This window comes from Rhizobium sp. 01T417 (assembly GCF_056398905.1).
Genome location: NZ_JBFTQH010000018.1, coordinates 39529 through 59894, shown reverse-complemented (window position 1 = coordinate 59894; position 20366 = coordinate 39529). Strand labels below are relative to the sequence as shown.

At 60.7% G+C, this 20366-nt stretch carries 19 protein-coding genes and 1 tRNA gene; 7 read left to right on the top strand and 13 right to left on the bottom strand.

Features of this window, described 5'->3' with window-relative positions; all coding sequences use genetic code 11:
- Positions 1–4: 4 nt before the first annotated feature.
- Entirely contained in the window at positions 5–838 is an 834-nt protein-coding gene (locus AC1DPR_RS18455) for an SDR family oxidoreductase (RefSeq protein ID WP_113164268.1), read from the bottom strand.
- A 77-nt stretch (positions 839–915) separates the two neighbouring features.
- On the opposite strand from AC1DPR_RS18455, the gene AC1DPR_RS18450 reads away from it, so the two are divergent.
- Positions 916–1830: a YihY/virulence factor BrkB family protein gene (locus AC1DPR_RS18450; protein ID WP_018857812.1), complete on the top strand. Its 915-nt coding sequence runs from the start codon at positions 916–918 to the stop codon at positions 1828–1830.
- Here the strand turns inward: AC1DPR_RS18450 and gluQRS are convergent.
- Positions 1795–2676 carry a tRNA glutamyl-Q(34) synthetase GluQRS gene (gluQRS, locus tag AC1DPR_RS18445; RefSeq protein ID WP_018857813.1) on the bottom strand — a complete coding sequence of 294 codons (882 nt, stop codon included), beginning with the start codon at positions 2674–2676 and terminating at the stop codon, positions 1795–1797. The two genes, AC1DPR_RS18450 and gluQRS, sit on opposite strands and share 36 nt — an antisense overlap.
- Here gluQRS and AC1DPR_RS18440 point away from each other — a divergent pair.
- Positions 2675–3361 (top strand): DNA-3-methyladenine glycosylase family protein, encoded by a 687-nt coding sequence (locus AC1DPR_RS18440; protein WP_477816840.1) that lies wholly within the window; start codon positions 2675–2677, stop codon positions 3359–3361. The genes gluQRS and AC1DPR_RS18440 overlap by 2 nt on opposite strands.
- 111 nt (positions 3362–3472) lie before the next feature.
- Positions 3473–4030 carry an HNH endonuclease gene (locus AC1DPR_RS18435; protein ID WP_477816839.1) on the top strand — a complete coding sequence of 186 codons (558 nt, stop codon included), beginning with the start codon at positions 3473–3475 and terminating at the stop codon, positions 4028–4030.
- Between the two features lie 21 nt (positions 4031–4051).
- On the opposite strand, the gene AC1DPR_RS18430 is transcribed toward AC1DPR_RS18435, so the two are convergent.
- The 3 genes from AC1DPR_RS18430 to AC1DPR_RS18420 all read right to left on the bottom strand — a co-directional run bounded on the left by AC1DPR_RS18430 (position 4052) and on the right by AC1DPR_RS18420 (position 7056).
- Complete coding sequence (locus AC1DPR_RS18430) at positions 4052–4564, bottom strand: disulfide bond formation protein B (protein ID WP_018857815.1); 513 nt, start codon at positions 4562–4564, stop codon at positions 4052–4054.
- Positions 4565–4586: 22 nt separating this feature from the next.
- Complete coding sequence (locus tag AC1DPR_RS18425) at positions 4587–5183, bottom strand: YqaA family protein (protein ID WP_018857816.1); 597 nt, start codon at positions 5181–5183, stop codon at positions 4587–4589.
- A 121-nt stretch (positions 5184–5304) separates the two neighbouring features.
- Positions 5305–7056 carry a cation:proton antiporter domain-containing protein gene (locus tag AC1DPR_RS18420; RefSeq protein WP_477816838.1) on the bottom strand — a complete coding sequence of 584 codons (1752 nt, stop codon included), beginning with the start codon at positions 7054–7056 and terminating at the stop codon, positions 5305–5307.
- 278 nt (positions 7057–7334) lie between these two features.
- Here AC1DPR_RS18420 and AC1DPR_RS18415 point away from each other — a divergent pair, with 278 nt between their 5' ends.
- Entirely contained in the window at positions 7335–8465 is a 1131-nt protein-coding gene (locus AC1DPR_RS18415) for a glycosyltransferase family 39 protein (protein WP_026371851.1), read from the top strand.
- Between the two features lie 360 nt (positions 8466–8825).
- On the top strand, positions 8826–9716 hold the full coding sequence (locus tag AC1DPR_RS18410) for a Hint domain-containing protein (RefSeq protein ID WP_477816837.1): 891 nt from the start codon (positions 8826–8828) through the stop codon (positions 9714–9716).
- A gap of 81 nt (positions 9717–9797) precedes the next feature.
- On the opposite strand, the gene AC1DPR_RS18405 is transcribed toward AC1DPR_RS18410, so the two are convergent.
- Positions 9798–9882: transfer RNA gene (locus tag AC1DPR_RS18405), tRNA-Leu, on the bottom strand.
- A gap of 120 nt (positions 9883–10002) precedes the next feature.
- On the bottom strand, positions 10003–11301 hold the full coding sequence (locus tag AC1DPR_RS18400) for an MFS transporter (protein ID WP_018857835.1): 1299 nt from the start codon (positions 11299–11301) through the stop codon (positions 10003–10005).
- A 124-nt stretch (positions 11302–11425) separates the two neighbouring features.
- Here AC1DPR_RS18400 and AC1DPR_RS18395 point away from each other — a divergent pair, with 124 nt between their 5' ends.
- The gene (locus AC1DPR_RS18395; protein WP_018857836.1) at positions 11426–12010 is read left to right on the top strand and encodes a TetR/AcrR family transcriptional regulator; all 585 of its coding nucleotides are present in this window, start codon (positions 11426–11428) and stop codon (positions 12008–12010) included.
- Here AC1DPR_RS18395 and AC1DPR_RS18390 read toward each other — a convergent pair.
- Together AC1DPR_RS18390 and AC1DPR_RS18385 are read right to left on the bottom strand one after the other, a co-directional pair.
- Positions 12007–12801: a class I SAM-dependent methyltransferase gene (locus AC1DPR_RS18390; RefSeq protein ID WP_477816836.1), complete on the bottom strand. Its 795-nt coding sequence runs from the start codon at positions 12799–12801 to the stop codon at positions 12007–12009. The two genes, AC1DPR_RS18395 and AC1DPR_RS18390, sit on opposite strands and share 4 nt — an antisense overlap.
- A 75-nt stretch (positions 12802–12876) precedes the next feature.
- Complete coding sequence (locus tag AC1DPR_RS18385; protein ID WP_477816835.1) at positions 12877–13857, bottom strand: aldo/keto reductase; 981 nt, start codon at positions 13855–13857, stop codon at positions 12877–12879.
- 177 nt (positions 13858–14034) lie between these two features.
- On the opposite strand from AC1DPR_RS18385, the gene AC1DPR_RS18380 reads away from it, so the two are divergent.
- The gene (locus AC1DPR_RS18380; RefSeq protein WP_477816834.1) at positions 14035–15663 is read left to right on the top strand and encodes an AMP-binding protein; all 1629 of its coding nucleotides are present in this window, start codon (positions 14035–14037) and stop codon (positions 15661–15663) included.
- Between the two features lie 21 nt (positions 15664–15684).
- Here the strand turns inward: AC1DPR_RS18380 and AC1DPR_RS18375 are convergent, their stop codons facing one another.
- The 4 genes from AC1DPR_RS18375 to AC1DPR_RS18360 form a co-directional block, all read right to left on the bottom strand.
- On the bottom strand, positions 15685–16974 hold the full coding sequence (locus AC1DPR_RS18375; RefSeq protein ID WP_477816833.1) for a GNAT family N-acetyltransferase: 1290 nt from the start codon (positions 16972–16974) through the stop codon (positions 15685–15687).
- Between the two features lie 4 nt (positions 16975–16978).
- Entirely contained in the window at positions 16979–18388 is a 1410-nt protein-coding gene (locus AC1DPR_RS18370; RefSeq protein WP_477816870.1) for a lipopolysaccharide biosynthesis protein, read from the bottom strand.
- 109 nt (positions 18389–18497) lie between these two features.
- Positions 18498–19601, bottom strand: coding sequence for a D-alanine--D-alanine ligase family protein (locus AC1DPR_RS18365; RefSeq protein WP_477816832.1), 1104 nt, complete (start codon positions 19599–19601; stop codon positions 18498–18500).
- 35 nt (positions 19602–19636) lie between these two features.
- The gene (locus AC1DPR_RS18360) at positions 19637–20257 is read right to left on the bottom strand and encodes a C39 family peptidase (protein WP_477816831.1); all 621 of its coding nucleotides are present in this window, start codon (positions 20255–20257) and stop codon (positions 19637–19639) included.
- Positions 20258–20366: the final 109 nt, after the last annotated feature.

Here is a 20366-nt window from a genome sequence, read left to right as displayed (position 1 = left end):
CTGATTAGTCCACCCAGCGCATCAGGCGATAGAAAAGGTCTGCAGGCAGCAGCCTTTTCAACACCATGCCCTGCTTTGCCGGCGTGGTTACGGGGTAATGTGGTTTCGGATTGTTCGAGTTCAATGCGTGCTTCAGTACGGTATAAACGGCTTCCGGACCAAGCTTATGTCGATTGGGGCGCCCCGAGCCGTCAAGACGCGCAAGCTGGCGGCGGTAATCTGCCGCATGGACCGAGTTCCTGACGTCTATGTGCTCGTGGATTTTTACGAGCGCATTTGCCGTAAAGCGAGACGCAATCGGGCCCGGCTCGATCAGGCTCACGTGAATGCCACTACCCTGCAGTTCCATGCGAAGACTGATGCTGAGGCCTTCGAGAGCGAATTTGGAGGCGGTATAGGCGCCGCGGAAGCGGTACGGCACGACACCGAGAATCGACGAGCACTGGACGATCCGCCCCTGATCACGCTTGCGCATCAGCGGCACGACCTGACGTGTCAACTCGTGCCAGCCGAAGACGTTCGTTTCGAATTGGGCGCGCAGAGCCTCGGTCGGCAGGTCCTCGACGGCGCCGGGCTGCCCGTAGGCGCCGTTGTTGAACAGCGCGTCGATGCGTCCGCCCGTCAGCTCGCTCACGTCGCGCACGAGATCCGAGATCGTATCGGGCCGCGTATAGTCCATGCGGAGGGCCTCGATGCCGTCGGCGTGGAGGGCGGCCAGATCATCGAACTTGCGCACGGTGGCGAAGACCCGCCAGCCATCGGCCTTCAGCGCGCGGGCGCAGTACGCGCCGATCCCGGAAGAGCATCCGGTCACGATGATGGTGCGCTGATCCGACATGGAATGATTCCTGTACAAAATAGGAGTGGTTTCCCATATTCGAACGGGCGACACAACGATCAAAGCCGGGAGACGGAATGCCGAAGATAATGCGCATCTTCTATGATGTGGTCTACGACGCTATCTGCCACCTTATAGAGGATGACGGCTTCGCGATGGCGAGCCATGTCGCGTTGTCGACGCTTCTCGCCGTTTTTCCATTTCTAATCTTCGGGACGACACTGGCGACCTTCCTGGGCGCTGACCAGTTCTCGGACAGGGCGATACATCTCATCTTCGACACCTGGCCCGAGGCGATCGCCAAGCCGCTTGTCGATCAGGTAATCCAGGTTCTGACGATACCGCGCGGCGGCCTGCTGACCGTGTCCGTGCTGGCGGCGGCCTACTTCGCTTCGAACGGAGTCGAGGCGCTGCGCATCTCGCTCAATCGCGCTTATCGTGTCCAGGAAACGCGGCCGTGGTATCTCACCCGCCTGGCAAGCCTTGGTTTTGTCATGATCGCCGTGGTCATTTTCGCCGCCGTCAGCGTCCTGCTGGTGGCGGTGCCGATTGCCCTGAACTACGCGCGCTATTGGTTTCCGCTGTTTGCCGACACGCTCGAGGTTGTTTTCAGCTGGCGCGTCTACGGCACGCTGTTCATGCTGACTATCGGCCTTTTCGTCGTTCACCTATGGCTGCCGGCGGGCCGGCGCCGGGTATTCGACGTGGCGCCAGGCGTGTTGGTAACGCTGCTGCTCTGGCTGGTGGGAGCCCTGATCTTCGCGTACTACCTCGCGACGTTCGCCAATTATACGGCGACCTATGCCGGCCTGGCATCGGTGATGATCGTGCTGATCTTTCTTTATATGGTCGGCGTCATCTTCATTGTCGGCGCCGAGATCAATGCCGCCCTCCTGAAGTTCCGCGTGCGTGCGATCTTCAAGAACAATTTCCTGGGCAGAGGTCAGGCCAAGGCGTCAAAGCCCGACAAGGTGACGGATATCGGCCGGTGACAGGCCGCGGTCGCGAAGTTCGGAAAGCCCCGTGTCGCTTCGGCTCTTCGAAAGCTTGCGTCCGTCCTCATCGGTGATCAGGCGATGGTGATGGTAGACAGGCGCCGGCAGGCCGAGCAGCGTCTGCAGCAATCTATGCACCGAGGTTGAGTGAAAGAGATCGAGCCCACGGACCACATGGGTGATCCCCTGCAGCGCGTCATCGAGGACGACCGAGACATGGTAGCTCGACGGCGCATCCGACCGCGACAGGACAACGTCTCCCCACGCGCCTGGATTTGCGGCGATGGTGCCACGGTCGCCGTATCCTGTTTCCTCCCAGAAAAGAGCCTCGCCGGCAGCCTCCAAAGCCTTGCTCATGTCGAGCCGCCAGGCGTGTTTCACGCCTGATGCGAGAAGCTGCCGTCGGTCGAAATCGGCGCGTTGACGATCGTCGGGGGGGTAGAGCGGCGAGCCGTCGGGGTCTCGCGGCCAGGGGGTGCCATTGGCTTCGGCGGCGGCAACGCGCGTCTTGATCTCTCCCCGCGTCATGAAGGCGGGATAGGCGAGGCCGAGGTCGACCAGCCGGTCAAGCGCCGACTGGTATTCGGCGAAATGCTCCGACTGCCGCCGCACAGGTCGTTCCCAGTCTATGGCGAGCCATTCGAGGTCGGCGTAAATGCCGGCCTCGAATTCGGGTGTGCAGCGTGTCAGGTCGATGTCTTCTATACGCAGCAGAAAGCGTGCGCCTGCGGACGCCGCCATGTCTCTGTTCAGAAAGGCAGAAAGTGCATGGCCAAGATGCAGCGGGCCATTGGGGCTTGGCGCAAAACGAAAGACAGGCTTTTGACGGGGAATCGCGGTCATGCTTTCTTCTGCCACGGATTCGATGGGATCGCGAGGAAGCGTGTTGATCATTTGCAGCGACGATGACGTGAGAGAAGGGCTGGAGAAGCTGCTTCACCTGGATCCGAGACTTGCTGCCATTGCGGCCGAGACTGGCCCGCTTCCTTTGCGGCTGCGCGAACCGGGATTCGAGGGGCTCGCGCACATTATTGTGTCGCAAATGGTGTCGAGAGCCAGTGCCGAAGCGATCTGGAAACGGATGCGGCCGAGCGAAGGCGTGCTGACGGCTGATAATTATGTGCTTCTCCATCCGGAGGCCTGGCGGGAGTTCGGTCTTTCGCGCGCCAAGGCCGAAACGCTGTCGCGCATTGCCGAGGCGGTTGCCTCGGGCCGTCTCGACCTTGCAGCGCTTTCTGCGCTGCCGCCCGACCAGGCGCTGGCCAAGCTTACGGCTCTCAAAGGCGTCGGTCCCTGGACCGCCGAGGTCTATCTGATGTTCTGCGGCGGCCATGCGGACGTTTTTCCGTCCGGCGACGTCGCCCTGCAGAACGCCGTGGCTGCGGCATTCGATCTCGGCGCTCGCCCAGCTGCTCGCGAGCTGGCGTTCATGGCGGGTGGATGGTCACCGTGGCGATCGATCGCGGCGAGGCTATTCTGGGCCTATTACGCCGTCAAGCTCGGTCGCGGTATGCTGCCGGTCGACTGAGTGACCGTGCAGTAAATACAAGGATTGATGCCTGAATTTATTAGACTTCACAATGCCGTCACAACCGGCCTAATATAAGAGGGCAGATGCCGAATCGATCAGGAGAGTCCCTTGACGATTGCAGTCTCCCCCCAGGCCCTGCCAGCGCTCGTCCTGAACGCTGACTACAGGCCCCTGAGTTATTACCCCTTGTCGCTTTGGTCCTGGCAGGACGCGATCAAGGCGGTATTTCTCGACCGTGTGAATATCATTGCAGAATATGAGCATTCGGTGTCTTCGCCGAGTTTTTCGATGCGGCTTCCGAGCGTCGTCTGCCTCAAGACCTATGTCCAGCCTTCCCGCAACCCGGCCTTTACGCGCTTCAACGTGTTCCTGCGCGACAAGTTCGAATGCCAGTATTGCGGCGAGCACGATGACCTGACCTTTGACCACGTCATCCCGCGTGCCCATGGCGGCGAAACGACATGGCAAAATGTCGTTGCTRCCTGCTCCCCCTGCAATCTGAGAAAAGGCAGCAAGCTGCCGAAGCAGGCAGGCATGTTCCCGAATCAGAAGCCGTACCAGCCGACGGTGCAAGACCTGCACAATAACGGCAGGCTTTTCCCGCCGAACTACCTGCACGACAGCTGGCTCGACTACCTCTACTGGGATAGCGAACTGCAGCCCTGATCAGTCTCTACTCAGACAGGCTCAGGCCGTCTTACGGACGCCGACGAAGGCGAAAGCCGCCAGGACAAGGCTTGTGATCACGTTCCAGCCTGCGAAGGAGAGGCCGAGGACGCGCAACGCGGCGTCTGTGCAGGAGGGGCCCTTGATGCTGTTCAGCTCGCCCAGCAGGTCGCCGGCATTCTGCGTCATGCTGCCTGCCGTCGTGGAGCAGGTCGCCGGTCCTTCCCAGAACTGCCACTCGACACCTGAGTGATAAACGCCCATGCCGGCGCCGACAATCATAAGCATGCCGGCGGCAAGCAGGAATGCCCGGCCGATCCAGCTCGGAAGGCCGACTGCGGAGGCAACCGCGCCGAGGATCGCGACCGGAATGCCGTAATAGTAGGGCTGGCGCTGCAGCAGGCAGAGCGCGCAGGGGATGTAGCCGCCGATATATTGAAAGCCAAGCGCAGTTCCGACGACGACCGCCATGCCTAGTGCGAGCACCAGCGAGTAGCCGACGACCGGGCGAGCAAGGGAAAACGAGGCAGGCATGAACGGACTCCGCGCGAATAGCTCAGTGGGCAAGTAGTTTATAGGCAATCCCGAGGGCGATGGCGACGGCGGCAACAATGCCTGTAACCTGCGCAAGGCGCTTCTCGATGAAGTGGCGGATCGGCTCGCCATAGCGGCGCAGCAGCCAGGCGAGGAAGAAGAAGCGGGCACCGCGTGCGATGATCGCGGAAATAACGAAGAAGCCGAGGTTCATGTGAATGACGCCGGCAAGGATCGTCACGACCTTGATCGGCGGCAGATGCGCCAGGCCGGAGGTGACGAGCAGCAACAGCAGGATTTCCCACTCATCGTGGATATAGAGCCTGAGCTGCTCGAAGGCGCCAAGCTTTCCGTAGAATTCCAGAACCGGGCGAGCGATCGCATCATAGGCATAGTAGCCGAGCGCCCAGCCGGCGATGCCGCCCAGGACGGATGCAACGGTTGCGACCAGCGCGTAGCGATAGGCGCGTTCCGGCTTTGCGAGCCCCATCGGCAGGTAGAGAACGTCGGCAGGAACCAGAAAGACAGAACTTTCGACGAAGGCTATAACGGCGAGCCAGACTTCGGCCGATTTCCGGCCCGCGAGTGACATGGTCCAGTCGTAGAGTCTGCGGAGCATTCCGATCCTTTCGCTTCGAGCGCATGAGCTTTATGGGGCGTCTGCGCCGCTGTAAATGCTTGCTGTGTCGTTCGTAGGGTGACGTGCCAAAAATCTTCGTGATCAAACGGCGGCGATGAGCTCAGGAGTCGACGCTGGAGGGCTGATCTCTCTTCTGCCGCATGACGTTCATTTCGGTTCGTTCGCGCGCCATTTCGCTGACGGCCTGACGCAGAACGGGATGCTTTGCCGTGAACATGTTGAAATCACGTCTTTCGAGCACAAAGAACTGGCAGAAATCCACGGCAACGACGTCCGCGGTGCGTCGTCCGCCGCTGAGCAGCGCCATCTCGCCGAAGAACGCGCCCGGCTCCAGCCGGATCGGCTCGCCCGGTAGCTGTACTTCCACTGCGCCCGATGACAGGAAATACATGCCATCGCCTCGGTCGCCCTTGCGCACCACGCGTTCGCCCGGCAAGGCCGATTTCGGCCGAAAGAGGAGCAGCAACTCCTCCTGCGAATCTTCATCGACCTTGGCAAACAGCGGGAAGGTTTCGATAAGTTCTTCCATCTCGAGCTGATGCTTGTGCTCGCGGGCCTCGTTGATCGCTCGGATTTTTTCAAGCTCGCGGCCGAGTGCCTCGTGCCGGCGGCGACCGAAGCGATTGCTGAGCACCGGCCATCTGGTGTGCACATGGGTATGCAGCGCTTCGGCACCCAAGCAGACGAGCGGATTGAGCGTGATCGAAATGATGGCGGATGCGAGGATGATGTCCTGCCCGTCACTTGGCAGCAGCCCGAGAGAAACGCCGAGGCTGGCGAGAATGAACGAGAATTCGCCGATCTGCGCCAGTCCGCCTGACACGGTCAGTGCCATGCCGATCGGATAGCGAAGCATGACGACGATGAGGAAGGAGACGATGGTCTTGCCGACGACAATCAGCGCCAGCGAGCTGATGACAGCCATCGGCTGCCGCACCAGGATCGACGGATCGAACAGCATGCCGACCGAGACGAAGAACAGCACCGAAAAGGCGTTCTGAAGCGGCAGCGAATCGGCTGCGGCCCGATGGCTGAGGTTGGACTCGCTCATCACCACGCCTGCGAAGAAGGCGCCGAGCGCAAACGAAACGCCGAAGACTTTCGCCGAGCCGAACGCGATGCCAAGCGCTATTGCGAGGACCGTCAGGGTGAAAAGTTCGCGCGAACCGGTTCTCGCCACGAGCGTCAGGAGCCAAGGGACGATCTTCGGCCCTAGAAAGATTGCCATGACCGCAAAGGCACCAACCTTCACCAGCGTCAGCGCTATCGTCAGCGGAAGCGGCAGCCCGGCGTCGTGTGCAAGGCCGCCCGCGGTCGCATGACCACCGAGCAATTCGGCGACGGCAGGCAGAAGCACCAGTGCCAGGACCGTGGCAAGGTCTTCGACGATCAGCCAGCCGACGGCGACGCGGCCGCTGGCGGAGTTGAGCAGGTTCCGCTCCTCCAGGGCTTTCAACAGCACAACCGTACTTGCTACTGACAGGCTGAGTCCAAGGACGATTCCCGCCCCAAGGTTCCAGCCCCACCAGCTGGCGAGCCCGATACCGAGCAGGGTAATGACGACGATCCGCGCGATTGCGCCCGGTACGGCAATCCCGCGCACGGCAAGCAGGTCGGCGGTCGAAAAATGCAAGCCAACGCCGAACATCAACAGGATGACGCCCATCTCCGCCAACTGGCTGGCAAGCTCGGCATTAGCGACGAAGCCGGGCGTCAAAGGGCCCATCACGATGCCTGCAAACAAGTATCCGACAAGCGGCGGCAGACGCACTCGATCGGCGAGATAGCCGAGTATCGCCGCGCAGACGAAACTCACGGCAACTGTTGCAATAAGCGATACTTCCTGATGCACGCGTGCGCTTTCCCTCTTGGCGGGCGCAGTGTGGCCGAAACGCCGAAGAAATTAAACAGTTGATTTGCCGCGTCGGGCCAATTGCTGGGTAGAGCCCGATTGAGGCAGCAATGTTGCAAACGACGAGATGAGAAAGCGTTGCCCTGCGGCAACACCCAGCTTCTGAACGATGCTGGAGAACCCCTGAAATTGCAGGTGAAGCGCTATACTCTCCATTAGAGTAGTTGCATATTTTCGTCCTGAATACTCGTTTAGACCGAGCGCATACGGGGCAGAAGTTGACTGATACTGTTGATAGTTCATACCTTTCCACCCGGCGTGCCACGCGTCTAAGCACACTCCTGCCCGTGCTCCTGCTCGCCACATACTTTAGCGCCAGCTTCGTTCTTCGACTCTTGCGTGGTGGCGATCTGGCGTCCGACGAGGCAGAGCAGATCAGGCTCTCGCATGCCTTGCAACTGGGCTACGGCGACCAGCCGCCGCTCTACGACTGGCTATTCTACTATTTCGCCAAGATCTTCGGCGCCTCTGTCGACACGCTGGCTTTCGTAAAGAACGGGACGCTGCTGCTGAGTTGCATCTTTCTCTGTCTCGCGGCCCGCAAGGTGATGGGCAAGCGCGAAACTGCATGGATCGCCCCCATCGGCTTCCTGAGCCTGCCTGTGGTCTTTCTGCTCTCGCAGCGGGATCTAACTCACAGCGTCGGCGCCTTCGCTGTCGTCGCGTTCTTTCTCTACGTACTGGCATTGATGGCGGAACGACCGTCGACCGGCAATTATGCACTTCTCGGCGCAGCAGCCGGGTTGGGATTCCTTGCCAAGTACAACTTTGCGATCGTCCCGGTCGCGACGGTTGCAGCGCTCCTTCTCGAACCTGGCCTGCGGCGATTGGTCTTCAACTGGCGGCTGGCGGTGACCATCGCGGTTGGTCTCATCGTCGCGGCCCCGCATGTTTATTGGATCGTGACCCATCTGGATTTGGCGACCGGCGACACGCTGAAAAATTTGCGGGCAGCCGCTAGCGCCGGGATGCCCGAGCAAGTGGTTGCGGCCTGGGAGCTGTTGGGAGCGATCGTCAAATGTTCGGCGTTGACGCTCGCTATCCTCGCCATTGTCTATCGTGGCCATATCCGGACGATCCTTGGCACCAGCAGCGAATGGACGAGGGTCATCGGCCGGATGCTCGTCATCAGCATGTTTCTGGTCTACGTGATCATGCTCGCCGTCGATGCGACGATCATGCGTCCGAAGTGGATCTCGATCTTCTTCGTGGCGTTCCCGCTTTATCTGGCATTCAAGGTCGAGGCCTCAGGTGTCCAGGTCCCCGGCGCAATCGGGAAGCTTGTCGCGCTTGTGGGGGCGGTGATCTTTATCTCCCTGGGCGTCGTTTTCGTTGGGAGCTTCCACTAAAGCATGTCATGCGATGCCGCTCGTCTTGCCGAGACGCGGGCGGAGCGGATCGAGCGCTGATCTTGCGTGGCATCTGCCAGTGGCTGCCGCATGCCGGGGTGTGGCAAGCGCGCGAAATTATGACCCTTCGAAATTATCAGACATAGCAATAGCTTACGGGATCGTTATGTCCTTCTCCGCGATGTCTGTCGCGGGCCCGAATTCATCGGCTAAAGCGCGCCTCACAGCCCCTACATTGGACGAGAAGCTCCAGTCCCTGGACGAGCACGTTTCGTACTAAGCCTTTCTACCGACTTAGCGAGAAAAGGTGGAAGGCGTATTATCGATTGTCCAACGCTGTTCGTAGCAAGGAGCGTCAGGATGCCTTATTTCCAAGATCCGAATCTGCCACGCAATACCGCGCGCCGACGTTTTCTGGGAGTGGCGGCCGCTGCCGGCGCTCGCGTTGCAAGCGTGGCAGCCCTTGCAATGGCAGCGTCGTCTTTGCCGGTGAGAGCGGGCCCACGTAACGGGAACGGGAACTCGGGCGGAAATGGCAACTCCGGCGGAAATGGCAACTCCGGCGGAAATGGCAACTCTGGCGGAAATGGCAACTCTGGCGGCGGTGCGCAGTGCTTTCTGCGTGGGACGTCAATCCTTACGGATTGCGGCGAAAAGCGTGTCGAGGACCTGCAGACGGGGGATCGCGTTGTTCTTCTGGAAGGAGAAACCAGCCCAATCAAGTGGGTCGGTCGGCAGGTATTTACGAAGCGAGGCGCGTGCTGGCAGGAAGGCGTCGTACCGATTCGAGTGGCACGTGATGCACTGGGCGATGGCACGCCACATTCCGATCTCTACCTGTCACCCGGCCATGCTCTGTTCCTGAATGGCGTACTTATCCGAGTGAAGGATCTCGTAAACGGCACAACAATCGCGCCGATCGCACCGCGCGACGATTTGACGATTGAGTATTACGCCGTTCTGCTCGCGACACACCAAGTAATCCTTGCTGAAGGCGCTGCGGCAGAAACCTTCCACCCCTCGGACAGCAATCGCGATAATTTCGGAAATTTCGCGGAATACGAACGCCTGTATGCTGGTGAGCTACGCGAGCCGATGACATCCTATGCGACGGTTCTGGGCGAGGAAGGCGGCTGGCAACATCTGAAAGCCCTTCTTCTTCTCGGCGCCTCGCCTCTGGTGCCAATGCGTGATCCGTTCGAGGATGTCTGCGAGAAGATCAATGCGCAAGCCAAAGAGCTCTCGGCCTAGACAGGCTGATTTCGAGGTTTTGCGTGCTTGAGACAAAAACGCCAAAGAATAGGAAATTAAATCACTAGCGTTTTGTCGGGATGGTGCCCCATGCCGGGGTCGAACCAGCACTTCTTTCGAAACTCGATTTTGAGTCGAGCGCGTCTACCAATTCCGCCAATGGGGCAACGGATACCGACGAGGCGGCTGTCTAGCATGCGTTCGCCCGCGCGCGCAAGACGGCGGGCGAAGTTCTCGGCTTGATTTGTTGGAGTTTCCGGCTCGCGACGTGCGGCCGGAAACGGTATCAATGCGCGACCGCGGCGGCGGGTTGATGGACGGCCGACTTCTTCAGCGTGATCGCGAGGACGGAGGCGAGCAGGCAGAAGGCGCCGGCAATGAAGAAGGCGGGCAGATAGCTCTGCAGTTCGGTGCGCGACCAGCCGGCGCCGTAGGCGGCGGTCGCCGCTCCCAACTGATGGCCTGTGAAAACCCAGCCGAAGACGAGGCCCGCCTTTTCGCGACCGAAACGGTCGGCGGCGAGCTTGACGGTCGGCGGCACGGTGGCGATCCAGTCGAGGCCATAGAAGATCGCGAAGATCGACAGTCCGTAGAAGCTGAAATTGCTGAAGGGCAGGAACAGCAGCGACAGGCCACGCAGACCGTAATACCAGAAGAGCAGCCAGCGATTGTCGAAGCGGTCCGACAGCCAGCCGGAGCCGATCGTGCCGAAGAAATCGAAAATGCCCATCACGGCAAGAACGCTGGCGGCAGCCACCGGCATGATACCGAAGTCACCGCAGAGCGTGACGAAATGCGTCTGGATCAGGCCGTTGGTGCTGAGACCGCAGATGAAGAAGGTGGCGAACAGGATCCAGAAGGTCGAGGTACCGGAGATTTCCTTGAGAACCGTGACCGGCGTTGCCAGCATCGCCAGCAGCCCGGATTCGGTTGGCGGCGGTGGCGTGATATGTGCCTCGCCGAAGGCGGGCAGGTTGAGGTCGGAAGGGCGGTCGCGCATGAAGGCCAGTACGATGAGTGCGGCGAACATGATCATGCCGCAGACCAGAAAGACTGTTGCGCGCCAACCGTAGCGTTCCGTCAACTCCGCCATCAGTGGCAGGAAGACCAGCTGTCCCGTCGCAGAACTCGCCGACAGCATGCCTACCACGAGGCCGCGATGCTTGGTGAACCAGCGGGCGGATACGGTTGCGGCGAGCACCATTGCGGTCAGCCCGGTGCCGAAGCCGACGACGATTCCCCAGAGCAGGAGCAACTGCCAGAGTTCGCTCATGAAGAGCGAGCCGACGAAGCCGCCGCCGATCAGGACCATGGCGAAGACGATAACCTTGCGGATGCCGAAATAGTTCATGAAAGCGGCCGAGAACGGTCCCATAAGCCCGAACAGAATCAGCCGGACGGCGAGCGCGGAAGATATCTGCGAAGTTTCCCAACCGAACTCGTCCTGGAGCGGCTTGATGAGGACGCCGGGGGCGCCCATCGCGCCAGCGGTCACCAGCATGGTCAGGAAGGTTGCTGCAACGACCACCCATCCATAGTGGATGTTGCGTCGCGCCAGAGATGAAGCAAGTGCAGTCGATACCATGTGGCCGTTCCGTTTTGAGGTTGCCGGAGACTATCGGAAGCTTTTAGATGATGCTCATCATAATTGTTGCGTATTGATGATTGACGTCATATAAATTGTCAAGCTGCCAATTGCGGAGAACCGAATGCGGGTCAGCCGAGAGAAATTTGCCGAGAATCGCGAGAAGATCCTGACGGTTGCCGGGGTGCTGTTTCGCGAAAAGGGTTTCGACGGCATAGGCGTCGCCGAGATCATGAAGGCTGCCGGGATGACGCATGGCGGGTTCTACGGCCATTTCGAATCCAAGGAAGAGCTGGCGCTGGAAGTGAGCCGCGCATTGATCGAGAAGGTGAAGATTCGCTGGAACGAGATCATCGCGTCGGCGCCGGAGCGGCCGTTCGATGCGCTGCTCAATCACTATCTGTCGCGCTGCAGCGTCGACGACCCAGGCGGCAGCTGCGTTTTCGCTTCGCTTGCCCAGGAAGTCAGTCGCAGTCACGGAGCGATGCGCGAGACATTCAACGATGGGCTTTCGATGCTCGTTGATATTCTGTCCAAGATTGTGTCCGGCAAGACGCCAGAGGAACGGCGCGAGAAGGGCTTTACGACGCTTTCAGCGATGATGGGTGCGGTGATCCTGGCGCGAGCCGTCGAGAGCCGTGAACTCTCCGACAGCTTTCTCTATGCGACTCGCGATGCACTCTCCCTTGAGAACAGGACCGAAGGCTAGCCGCGGCGTGCAATCAGGCCGCCGATCTCCACCACCTCCAGGAAGCTGCCCTCGGGCGAAAGCTTGAGGAGGGTGGCGCGAAGCTCGGCCTCGAAGGCTGCCGTCCTTTCGCCAAGCGCCTGTGGCGATGTCACCGAGGTCGAGAAGGCGCGGCCGACGATATCGTCGAGGCCGAGCTTGCGCTCCCTCACAACGGAGATCCGCTCCAGATCACCGAAGGGCGAGCGAAGGAGGATGCTTTCATGCTCAATCCAATCCGGGCTTTTCCGCCGTTCGCGATTGGCATTGCGCTCCGGTGCGAAGCTCTCGGCGATCTCGTTGACGGCCTGCCGCCAGTCGGGCGTCGAGGAGATGTGGCGATCGCCGAACAGCACCACGCAACCGTCAGTCACGGTGATTTCATCGAGAGCCTTCAGCGTCTCCAGGCGGTCCATCCAGTGAAACGAACGCCCCATGACCGTCATCTTGAGCGGCGCAAAGCGCGGGCCGAGATCGTATGAAGAGCCCTTGATGAAGGTGACGTTGACACCGACGGCGGCTGCATCCGTCCGCGCCGCCTCCAGCATTTCCGGTTCCGGATCGAGGCCAGTGACCGTTGCTCCGGCCAGCCGCGCGAAAGCAATGCCGAGCTGACCGGGGCCGCAACCAAGGTCAAGCACACGCTCGCCGGCCACGAGGCCGGCGCGCTTGGCAACCTGCCCGATGAGTTGATCGGGATAGGGAACGCGATAGCGCGTGTAGTAGGCGGCCGTGGATTGAAAGCGGCGCGCTTCGAAGGGGATCGTCGTCATGGCAATATCCTTGAACGGAAGTGGCCGCGGTCGCCGGCTCAACGCCCGCGACCGGCAACTCTCCAAACTGTCGCGTTATTTGAAACCTTCGACCCTGTGGGGAACATAGGGTTCCTCGAGCGCGGCGACGTCTTCTGGGGCCAGCTTTACGGACAGTGCGGCGACGGCGTCGGCCAAGTGCTTGGCTTTCGACGCGCCGATGATCGGCGCCGTGACGGCGCCCTTCTGCAGGATCCAGGCGGTCGCAATCTGGGCACGGGAGACACCATGTTTTTCGGCCAGCTTTCCGACAACGCCGATGATGGTACGATCGGCGTCTTCCGCCTGCTTGTAGAGCGTCTTGCCGAATTCGTCCGTCTCGCTGCGGGTTGTCTTCTCATCCCAGTCGCGCGTCAGCCGACCGCGGGCGAGCGGGCTCCAGGGAATGACGGCGATCTTCTGATCCTGGCAGAAGGGCAGCATTTCGCGCTCTTCCTCCCGGTAGAGCAGGTTCAGATGATCTTGCATGCTGACGAATGGCGTCCAGCCATTGGCGCGCGAGGTATAGAGCATCTTGGCGAATTGCCAGGCATACATGGAGGAGGCGCCGATATAGCGCGCCTTGCCTGCCTTCACGACATCATGCAGGGCTTCCAGCGTTTCTTCGATCGGCGTCGTATAATCGAACCGGTGGATCTGATAGAGGTCGACATAGTCGGTGCCAAGGCGACGCAGGCTGTTGTCGATCTCGTCGAAGATCGCCTTGCGCGACAGGCCGGCGCCGTTCGGCCCCGGACGCATGCGGTTAAAGACCTTGGTCGCGAGCACGATCTCGTCCCGCTTTGAAAAGTCCTGGATCGCGCGCCCGACGATCTCCTCCGAGGAGCCGTCCGAATAGGTGTTGGCGGTGTCGAGGAAGTTGATGCCGAGATCGAGCGCCTGTCTGAACAATGCCCGGCTGTCTTCTTCGCCGAGTGTCCAACTGTGGTTGCCACGGCCAGGTTCGCCGAAGGTCATGCAACCCAGGCAGATCTTCGACACTTCCAAGCCAGTGCCGCCAAATTTGACGTAATCCATGAAATTGCTCCAAACGAGTCGCTACCCAGCGCCCTTTGATCTAGCGCGGCAACCTTGAAAGTGTCTGCTCCTCACACAAAAGTTTTGTGACCATCGAGAAGCCATCGCAAGGTCTCGCGCTTGCGTGTGCCGGGCTCTCGGTGTTAGCTGCTGCAGCATTTGACTGGATTTTCGCCGATGAGACTACCGCAGCGCGATCGCTACGAAGACCTTTACCGTGATTTCGCCTGGGAAATACCGGAGGATTTCAATATCGGCCGCGCGGTGAGCGACGAATGGGCGGCGCGGACGCCTGATCGCGTTTGCCTTGAGCACTTCAGCCCTGACGGCAATCATCTCTCCATGACCTACCGCGAGCTGGCCGACCGGTCGGCGTCGCTCGCCAATGCGCTGGTGTCTTTGGGGGTAACGAAAGGTGATCGGGTCGCCCTGCTCCTGCCGCAGTCGTTCGAGACCGTTATCGCCCATGTTGCGATCTACAAGATCGGCGCGATCGCACTGCCGTTGGCCTTGCTCTTCGGCGTCGAGGCGCTGGAATACCGGCTGCGGACCGCGGGCGCTTCCGTCGTCATCACCAACACATTCGGGCTCGACCGCATCAGCCATATCCGCGAGCGACTACCTGACCTTTCCGAAGTGATCTGCGTCGACGGCGATCGACCGGGCGTGCGATACTTTTCAGCGCTGGTCGAAAGCCATCGCCCGGTGTTCGAGGTCGCGAAAACCGCGCCCCACGATCCGGCGCTGATGATCTTCACGTCGGGAACGACCGGTCCGCCGAAGGGCGCGCTTCACGGTCATCAGGTGCTGGCGGGGCACATACCGGGCATGCAGTTTGCCCATGAGGGATTTCCGCAGGCCGGAGACAAGGTCTGGACACCTTCGGACTGGGCCTGGGCTGGCGGTTTGCTGAATGCGCTGCTGCCCAGCCTGTTGCTCGGTGTTCCCGTCGTCTCCTCGCCAGCGCAGAAATTCGATGCCGACATGGGTTATCGCATCATGGCCGAAATGAAGGTGCGCAACGGTTTCATTCCGCCGACGGCCTTGCGGCTACTGAAATCGGTGCCAGATCCACGTGCCAAATATGATCTCGTCTTGCGCACCATCGGCGCAGCGGGCGAGTCGCTCGGTGCCGAAACGCTGGAATGGGTCAAGCGGACGCTCGGGATTACGGTCAACGAGTTCTACGGCCAGACGGAGTGCAATTTCGTGCTTTCGTCGAGCGCCGCGATCGGAATCAGTCATCCCGGCGCAATCGGACGCCCGGTGCCCGGGCATCGTGTGGCCATCGTCAGCGAAGCCGGCAAGGAGCTTCCTGTTGGCGAAGCTGGGCAGATTGCCATCCGCCGCCCGGATCCCGTGATGTTTCTCGGCTATTGGGACGACGTAGGGGCGACCGAGCGGAAGTTTGTCGGCGATTGGCTTCTGACAGGCGATATCGGGCGCCAGGATGCGGACGGCTACGTCACCTTCTTCGGGCGGGATGACGATGTCATCACCTCCTCAGGCTATCGGATCGGGCCAGCCGAAATCGAGGACTGCCTCATCGGCCATCCCGCCGTGCAGCTGGCCGCAGCCATCGGCAAGCCCGATCCCGTTCGCACCGAGATCGTCAAGGCCTATGTCGTGCTGGCGCCAGGATTCGAGCCAAGCCAACAGCTGGCGTCCGAGATCAGCGAATGGGTGAAGTTGCGGCTTTCGATGCACGAGTATCCGCGCGAAGTGGAATTTGTCCCGGAACTGCCCTTGACCACGACAGGCAAGGTCATCCGGCGCCTGCTCAGGGAGCGGGCCGCTGCCGGCTGACGGCTTTGGCGTGACCTGACGTCACTGGGGAGACTTTCCACGCCGGGCGAGTGACATGATCTTCTGTCGCAGCATCTTCGCGACGTTGCGGGTGCTGCTGTACATATGGAGCTGGGCGGCCACCTGGCGCACGTCCCGGTCGCCGTTCTGGTTCAGCCCGATTACCATCGTGCCCATCTCCTCCCGCTCCTTCCAGAAGCGATTGATCATCGGGTGATCGGGGATGGCGCAGGAGTCGGAACGAACGATGTTGGCGTCGTCAAGGTGCCATTCGGTCACCTCGCCCATCAGCAACTTGCCTGGCGAATAGCGCGCATAGGCTTCGTCGTAGGCCGTCTTCCAGGTGTAGGCCTCGCCGCCCATCATCAAGACCACCATCGAGGCGATTGCCTTGCCGTTGAGGTCGATCGTGTGGACACGAGCGGCATCGACGGCGGCGAGGTTGGAAACCGCCTCTCGGGCAAAGGCGGTGTGGTAGCGATCGGTCACCAGCGCACTGCGCTTCTTGCCCTTCCAGCCGCCGGCCTCGAGCGCAAGGAACTCTTCGAAACGCGCGTGGACTTCACGCGCCTGGCGGGCGACGTTATAAACCACCGTGCCCAAGTCCTCGAGCAGACGCCATTGCCGCCGCATCTCCTTCAGATGCGACGAAGAAATCGCGTCGCGCAGATAGACGGTTGCTTCCTCGTCGCTCTGCAGCATGGCGCGCTGATAGGGATTGGCGATGGTGATCGGCAGGTTGCGGCCGATGGCGACCGCCCTTGCCATGCGGGCAAAGAGCCCGTTCAGCCTGACATCCGGCAGCACGAGAATTGGGGGCAGGCGCAGGTCCCGATGGGTCAGGCCGTCATAGAGATTGTCCAGCGTTTCGCCTGCATCCTCGGTATCGACCAGCGGCGTGCCGAGCGGTGCAAAGCCGTTCGACCAGACCCGTACGATCGAGGGGCCGACGGCGAAGCCGGGTTTTTCGATGGAGAACGGCATCAGGAAGCGCATCCGGCTTCGCGTGTCGCTCAGATCCCGCAACAGGGCGAAGCTAACCTCTCTATCATCCAGCCGCGGCATGGCCGGGGCGAGGAAGCGACCGGTGAAGAAGACATTCGGCTCCATCGCTCGGTTGGAGAGGAAATCGAGCTCTTCCTGCAGTTCGTAGCCGAGCTTGCCGGAATAGAGGCAGAGTTCACGGCCCGGACGGCCGACTTCAACGCGCGCATCCGGCCGTGGCATGTCGAAATCGAGAGCCGCTAGCTCGTGAACCATGCGGTTCGTCGTGACATCGGTCGTTTCAGTAGCTGGAGGAATGCGCACCATTATATCAGGCTTCCATGTCTGTTTTGGCCGGAGGCGTGGCAAATGCGAAAAGCATAATTCCAAGCGCGCGCCGGACGGCAAAATGCAGGAGGATGGCTTCGACGCCCATGGCCGAGGCCGTGGCGATCGCCGCACCCTCGATACCCAGTCTTGGGATGAGGAGCAGGTTGAGGCTGATGTTCGCTGCCAGCGCTCCGGCATAGAGCAGAACGCAGACGTTCTGCTTGCCAGCCATCATCAGCAGCGTTTCCGCCGGTCCGACCAGGGCTTTGGCGAGGATGCCCGTCAGCAGGATTGCCATCACGATATAGCCAGCGGTGAAAGCGCCGCCAAAGAGCGAGAGCAGAAAATGGCCGGCGGCGACAACGGCCAGGCCGATGGCGAGCGCGGGCCAGAAGGTCCATCGCGCGGCGTCGATCGCAGCAGCCGCGAGCTGCTCGCGTGTCCCCTCGGCGATGAGGCTTGAAAAGCGCGGACCGGATGCCGCCTTCACGGAGAAATTGATGAAGTGGACCAGCGCCATCGTCTTGGCAGCGGCGAAATAGATCCCGACGTCGTGCGGTTCGAGGAAGATGCCGACCACGACCACATCAGAATTGGTCAACAGGAAGCTGACCCCCTCGATAAGGAAGATTGGGAAGGCGACACCAAGCCAACCGAGAAAGTCGACCTCGCGCGGACCCTCTTGGTAATGGCGGCGCAGTCGCAAGAGCGTTGCGACGTATTGGCCGACGGTGGTGACATAGGTCGCGATGAGTGCGGCCTGCATCGCCGTCATCGCGGTGCGCGGCGCGCCAAGCCCGATCGCAGTCAGCATGAAAAGAATGATGAGGACCGGCCGTACGATGTAGGCAGGACTCAACGCCATGACAGGCCAGTGATTGGCCCGCGACGTGCCTTCGAGAATATCACCGAGGGCGATCATCGGCATGGCGACCAGTCCGAGGAAGATCGGGATGACATAATAACCCTCGATCCTGTCGCGGAAGAGATGCAGGGCGATCATGCCGATGACAAGAGCGGCCGTGCCGGAGAGCAATCCGAAGATGCGGGCGGTGCCGGTCAGTCCGCGGATCTTCTCAAAAGAGCCGGCCGCCTTGTATTGCGGCAGGAACCGCACTACGGCGGTGTGGAAGCCCAGGCAGGAAAGATCGCCGAAGAGGACGATCAGCACCCAGACGAATACAAAAATTCCGTACTCATATTCGCCCATGAGGCGGGCCAATACGATTTGCGACAGAAAGGCGAGGGCGGCGCTGACGATGCGGATGGAAAAGGCGGTCAGCGCCATGCGCTGAGCTGTAGCCTTATCGCCGCGCGCAGTCAGAGCGGTCACAAACGAGCGCAGCAGGCGACTTCCCGCCGGGCGCAGACCCGCAGGCAGCATCTTTTCCGCCGTCTCAATGACCGCCATCACAAACACGCAAAACTCTTCAGGCAAATCGTCGTCGAAGTCTTGGCAGAACGGCGTTAAGAAACGGTTGTGACACCGTCATTCGTGCCAACGGCTGGAACGCCAGAAATCAGCGGCCTGCATGGGAAAGCGCACGTTCGATCAGTCGGTCGAGAACCTCGGCATAGCTGACGCCACTGGCGGCCATGGCCTTGGCATACATGCTAATATTGGTGAAGCCGGGTATGGTGTTGAGTTCGTTGACGACGAAGGACATGTCGGGCGTGAGAAAGAAATCGACCCTCGCCATTCCATCGCAGCCGAGCGCTTTGAAGGCATTGGTCGCTGTGCGGCGCAGTTCTTCCCCGATCTCCTTCGGCAGTTGCGCGGGAACTCTGAGCGCTGCGCCATTCTCGTCGATATACTTGGCCTCGTAGCTATAAAAGCCGTGGGTTTCGGTGGGCACTATCTCGCCGGGCAGTGATACGAAGAGCGAACCATCGGCGTGTTCGAGCACGCTGAATTCAATCTCGCGGCCGGTGATGAATTCCTCTGCCAGCAGCTTGCGGTCGTGCCTGAAGCCTTCGGCGAGGGCGGCGGCGTAGCTGTCGGCGTCGGCTACCTTACTGACGCCGACGGAAGAGCCCTGGCGCGCGGGCTTGATGAAAAGCGGAAGGCCGAGTTTTTTTACAACATCAGCGAAGGGCGGCTCCGCGCCTTGTTCGATGCAGACGGCCTTCGCGACCGGTAGACCAGCCTCCTTCAACAGGCGCTTGGCGATATCCTTGTCGATGGCCGTTGCCGAGCCGAGGATGCCACAGCCTGCGAGCGGCACGCGGGCGACGGCGGCCAGTCCCTGTACCGATCCGTCCTCGCCGTGCATGCCATGCAGGACGGGAAACAGGATGTTGATCGGCGGAACTTCGTATGGAGCTGCATTCGCGGGAATGGCTAGCAGGCGGCCCCGACCGCCGGGCAGCAGCGTCAATTCCGGAGCGTCGCCGACGGTTGCTGCGGTCGACAGTTCCGTCTGCCGTGCCATCAGCAACCACCGCCCTTCCTTCGTCACGTAGATGGGAAGAACGTCGTAGCGGTCACGATCGAGCGCATTGACGACATTGGTTGCCGACAGGATTGAGACATCGTGCTCGGGCGAACGCCCGCCGAAGAGGACAGCGACCCGCAGGCGCGAGGCTGTGGGCCGGTCAGTTTCCGTAGAACGCGTGTTCGGCATGATGATTTTCTGCTCGGATGGGTCTGTTGAGGTTGTCAGAGAATGATGGCCACGCCGCGATTGGCGAAGAAGCGGTCGAAGGTTGGGAGCGGCAGTACGACGTCTGCCTGGCTTCGAGCGTCATGGCCGGATGGATTGTGGAAACGGATCGTTCCGGGCGATGCCGCCGTTACCAGTACGAGATGGCCGCCGCGCGACGGCGGCTCGCGATCCGGCCACCGGATCTGGCTGTTGACCGAGGCGATGAAGAATGTGTTCCTGCGAAGCAAATCGGGAATATCAGTGGTCGGCAGATTGGTGATCGTTTCGGCCTTGAGGCCGAAGGCCCGCCCGACGAAGGTGACGAACGGCGCATAGATCAATCCCTTGATCGATTGATCCGCCTCATTGACGACGTACCCGCCAAAAGCAGTGCAGGCCCGTGCCAGGTCGATGGTCCGGTGCATCTCGCCGCGTGCGGCAAGTGCCATCTTCAGGCATGCCATGCCGCAGATATTGACCGCCCAGCGGGCATATTCTTCGACCGTCTCGGCGCCAGACTGGTGCCAGAGCGGATCGCTCAATAATGCAGACGAGCCGCTTTCAAGCACAGGCAGCGTCATCGACGCCGTTTCCCACTGGCTGAAATAGGGAACCGCTCGGGCGCAAGCGTTCATCTCTTCCTCGGCAATCAAAACGAATATGGTCGCAAACTCGGCGAACAAAGCGACAGTTCTGTGGCTGAAGTGTGCGCTGATTATTAAATCAGGAGTTGTGAAGGGGCTG

Coding starts and splice junctions, on each gene's coding strand:
- AC1DPR_RS18425 (WP_018857816.1), bottom strand. CDS start 5,183: ATGCTCCGCAGACTCTACGACTGGACCATGTCACTCGCGGGCCGGAAA.
- gluQRS (WP_018857813.1), bottom strand. CDS start 2,676: ATGACCGCGATTCCCCGTCAAAAGCCTGTCTTTCGTTTTGCGCCAAGC.
- AC1DPR_RS18395 (WP_018857836.1), top strand. CDS start 11,426: ATGCGGGTCAGCCGAGAGAAATTTGCCGAGAATCGCGAGAAGATCCTG.
- AC1DPR_RS18440 (WP_477816840.1), top strand. CDS start 2,675: ATGCTTTCTTCTGCCACGGATTCGATGGGATCGCGAGGAAGCGTGTTG.
- AC1DPR_RS18430 (WP_018857815.1), bottom strand. CDS start 4,564: ATGCCTGCCTCGTTTTCCCTTGCTCGCCCGGTCGTCGGCTACTCGCTG.
- AC1DPR_RS18380 (WP_477816834.1), top strand. CDS start 14,035: ATGAGACTACCGCAGCGCGATCGCTACGAAGACCTTTACCGTGATTTC.
- AC1DPR_RS18385 (WP_477816835.1), bottom strand. CDS start 13,857: ATGGATTACGTCAAATTTGGCGGCACTGGCTTGGAAGTGTCGAAGATC.
- AC1DPR_RS18375 (WP_477816833.1), bottom strand. CDS start 16,974: ATGGTGCGCATTCCTCCAGCTACTGAAACGACCGATGTCACGACGAAC.
- AC1DPR_RS18365 (WP_477816832.1), bottom strand. CDS start 19,601: ATGCCGAACACGCGTTCTACGGAAACTGACCGGCCCACAGCCTCGCGC.
- AC1DPR_RS18370 (WP_477816870.1), bottom strand. CDS start 18,388: ATGGCGGTCATTGAGACGGCGGAAAAGATGCTGCCTGCGGGTCTGCGC.
- AC1DPR_RS18450 (WP_018857812.1), top strand. CDS start 916: ATGCCGAAGATAATGCGCATCTTCTATGATGTGGTCTACGACGCTATC.
- AC1DPR_RS18400 (WP_018857835.1), bottom strand. CDS start 11,301: ATGGTATCGACTGCACTTGCTTCATCTCTGGCGCGACGCAACATCCAC.
- AC1DPR_RS18390 (WP_477816836.1), bottom strand. CDS start 12,801: ATGACGACGATCCCCTTCGAAGCGCGCCGCTTTCAATCCACGGCCGCC.
- AC1DPR_RS18360 (WP_477816831.1), bottom strand. CDS start 20,257: ATGAACGCTTGCGCCCGAGCGGTTCCCTATTTCAGCCAGTGGGAAACG.
- AC1DPR_RS18410 (WP_477816837.1), top strand. CDS start 8,826: ATGCCTTATTTCCAAGATCCGAATCTGCCACGCAATACCGCGCGCCGA.
- AC1DPR_RS18455 (WP_113164268.1), bottom strand. CDS start 838: ATGTCGGATCAGCGCACCATCATCGTGACCGGATGCTCTTCCGGGATC.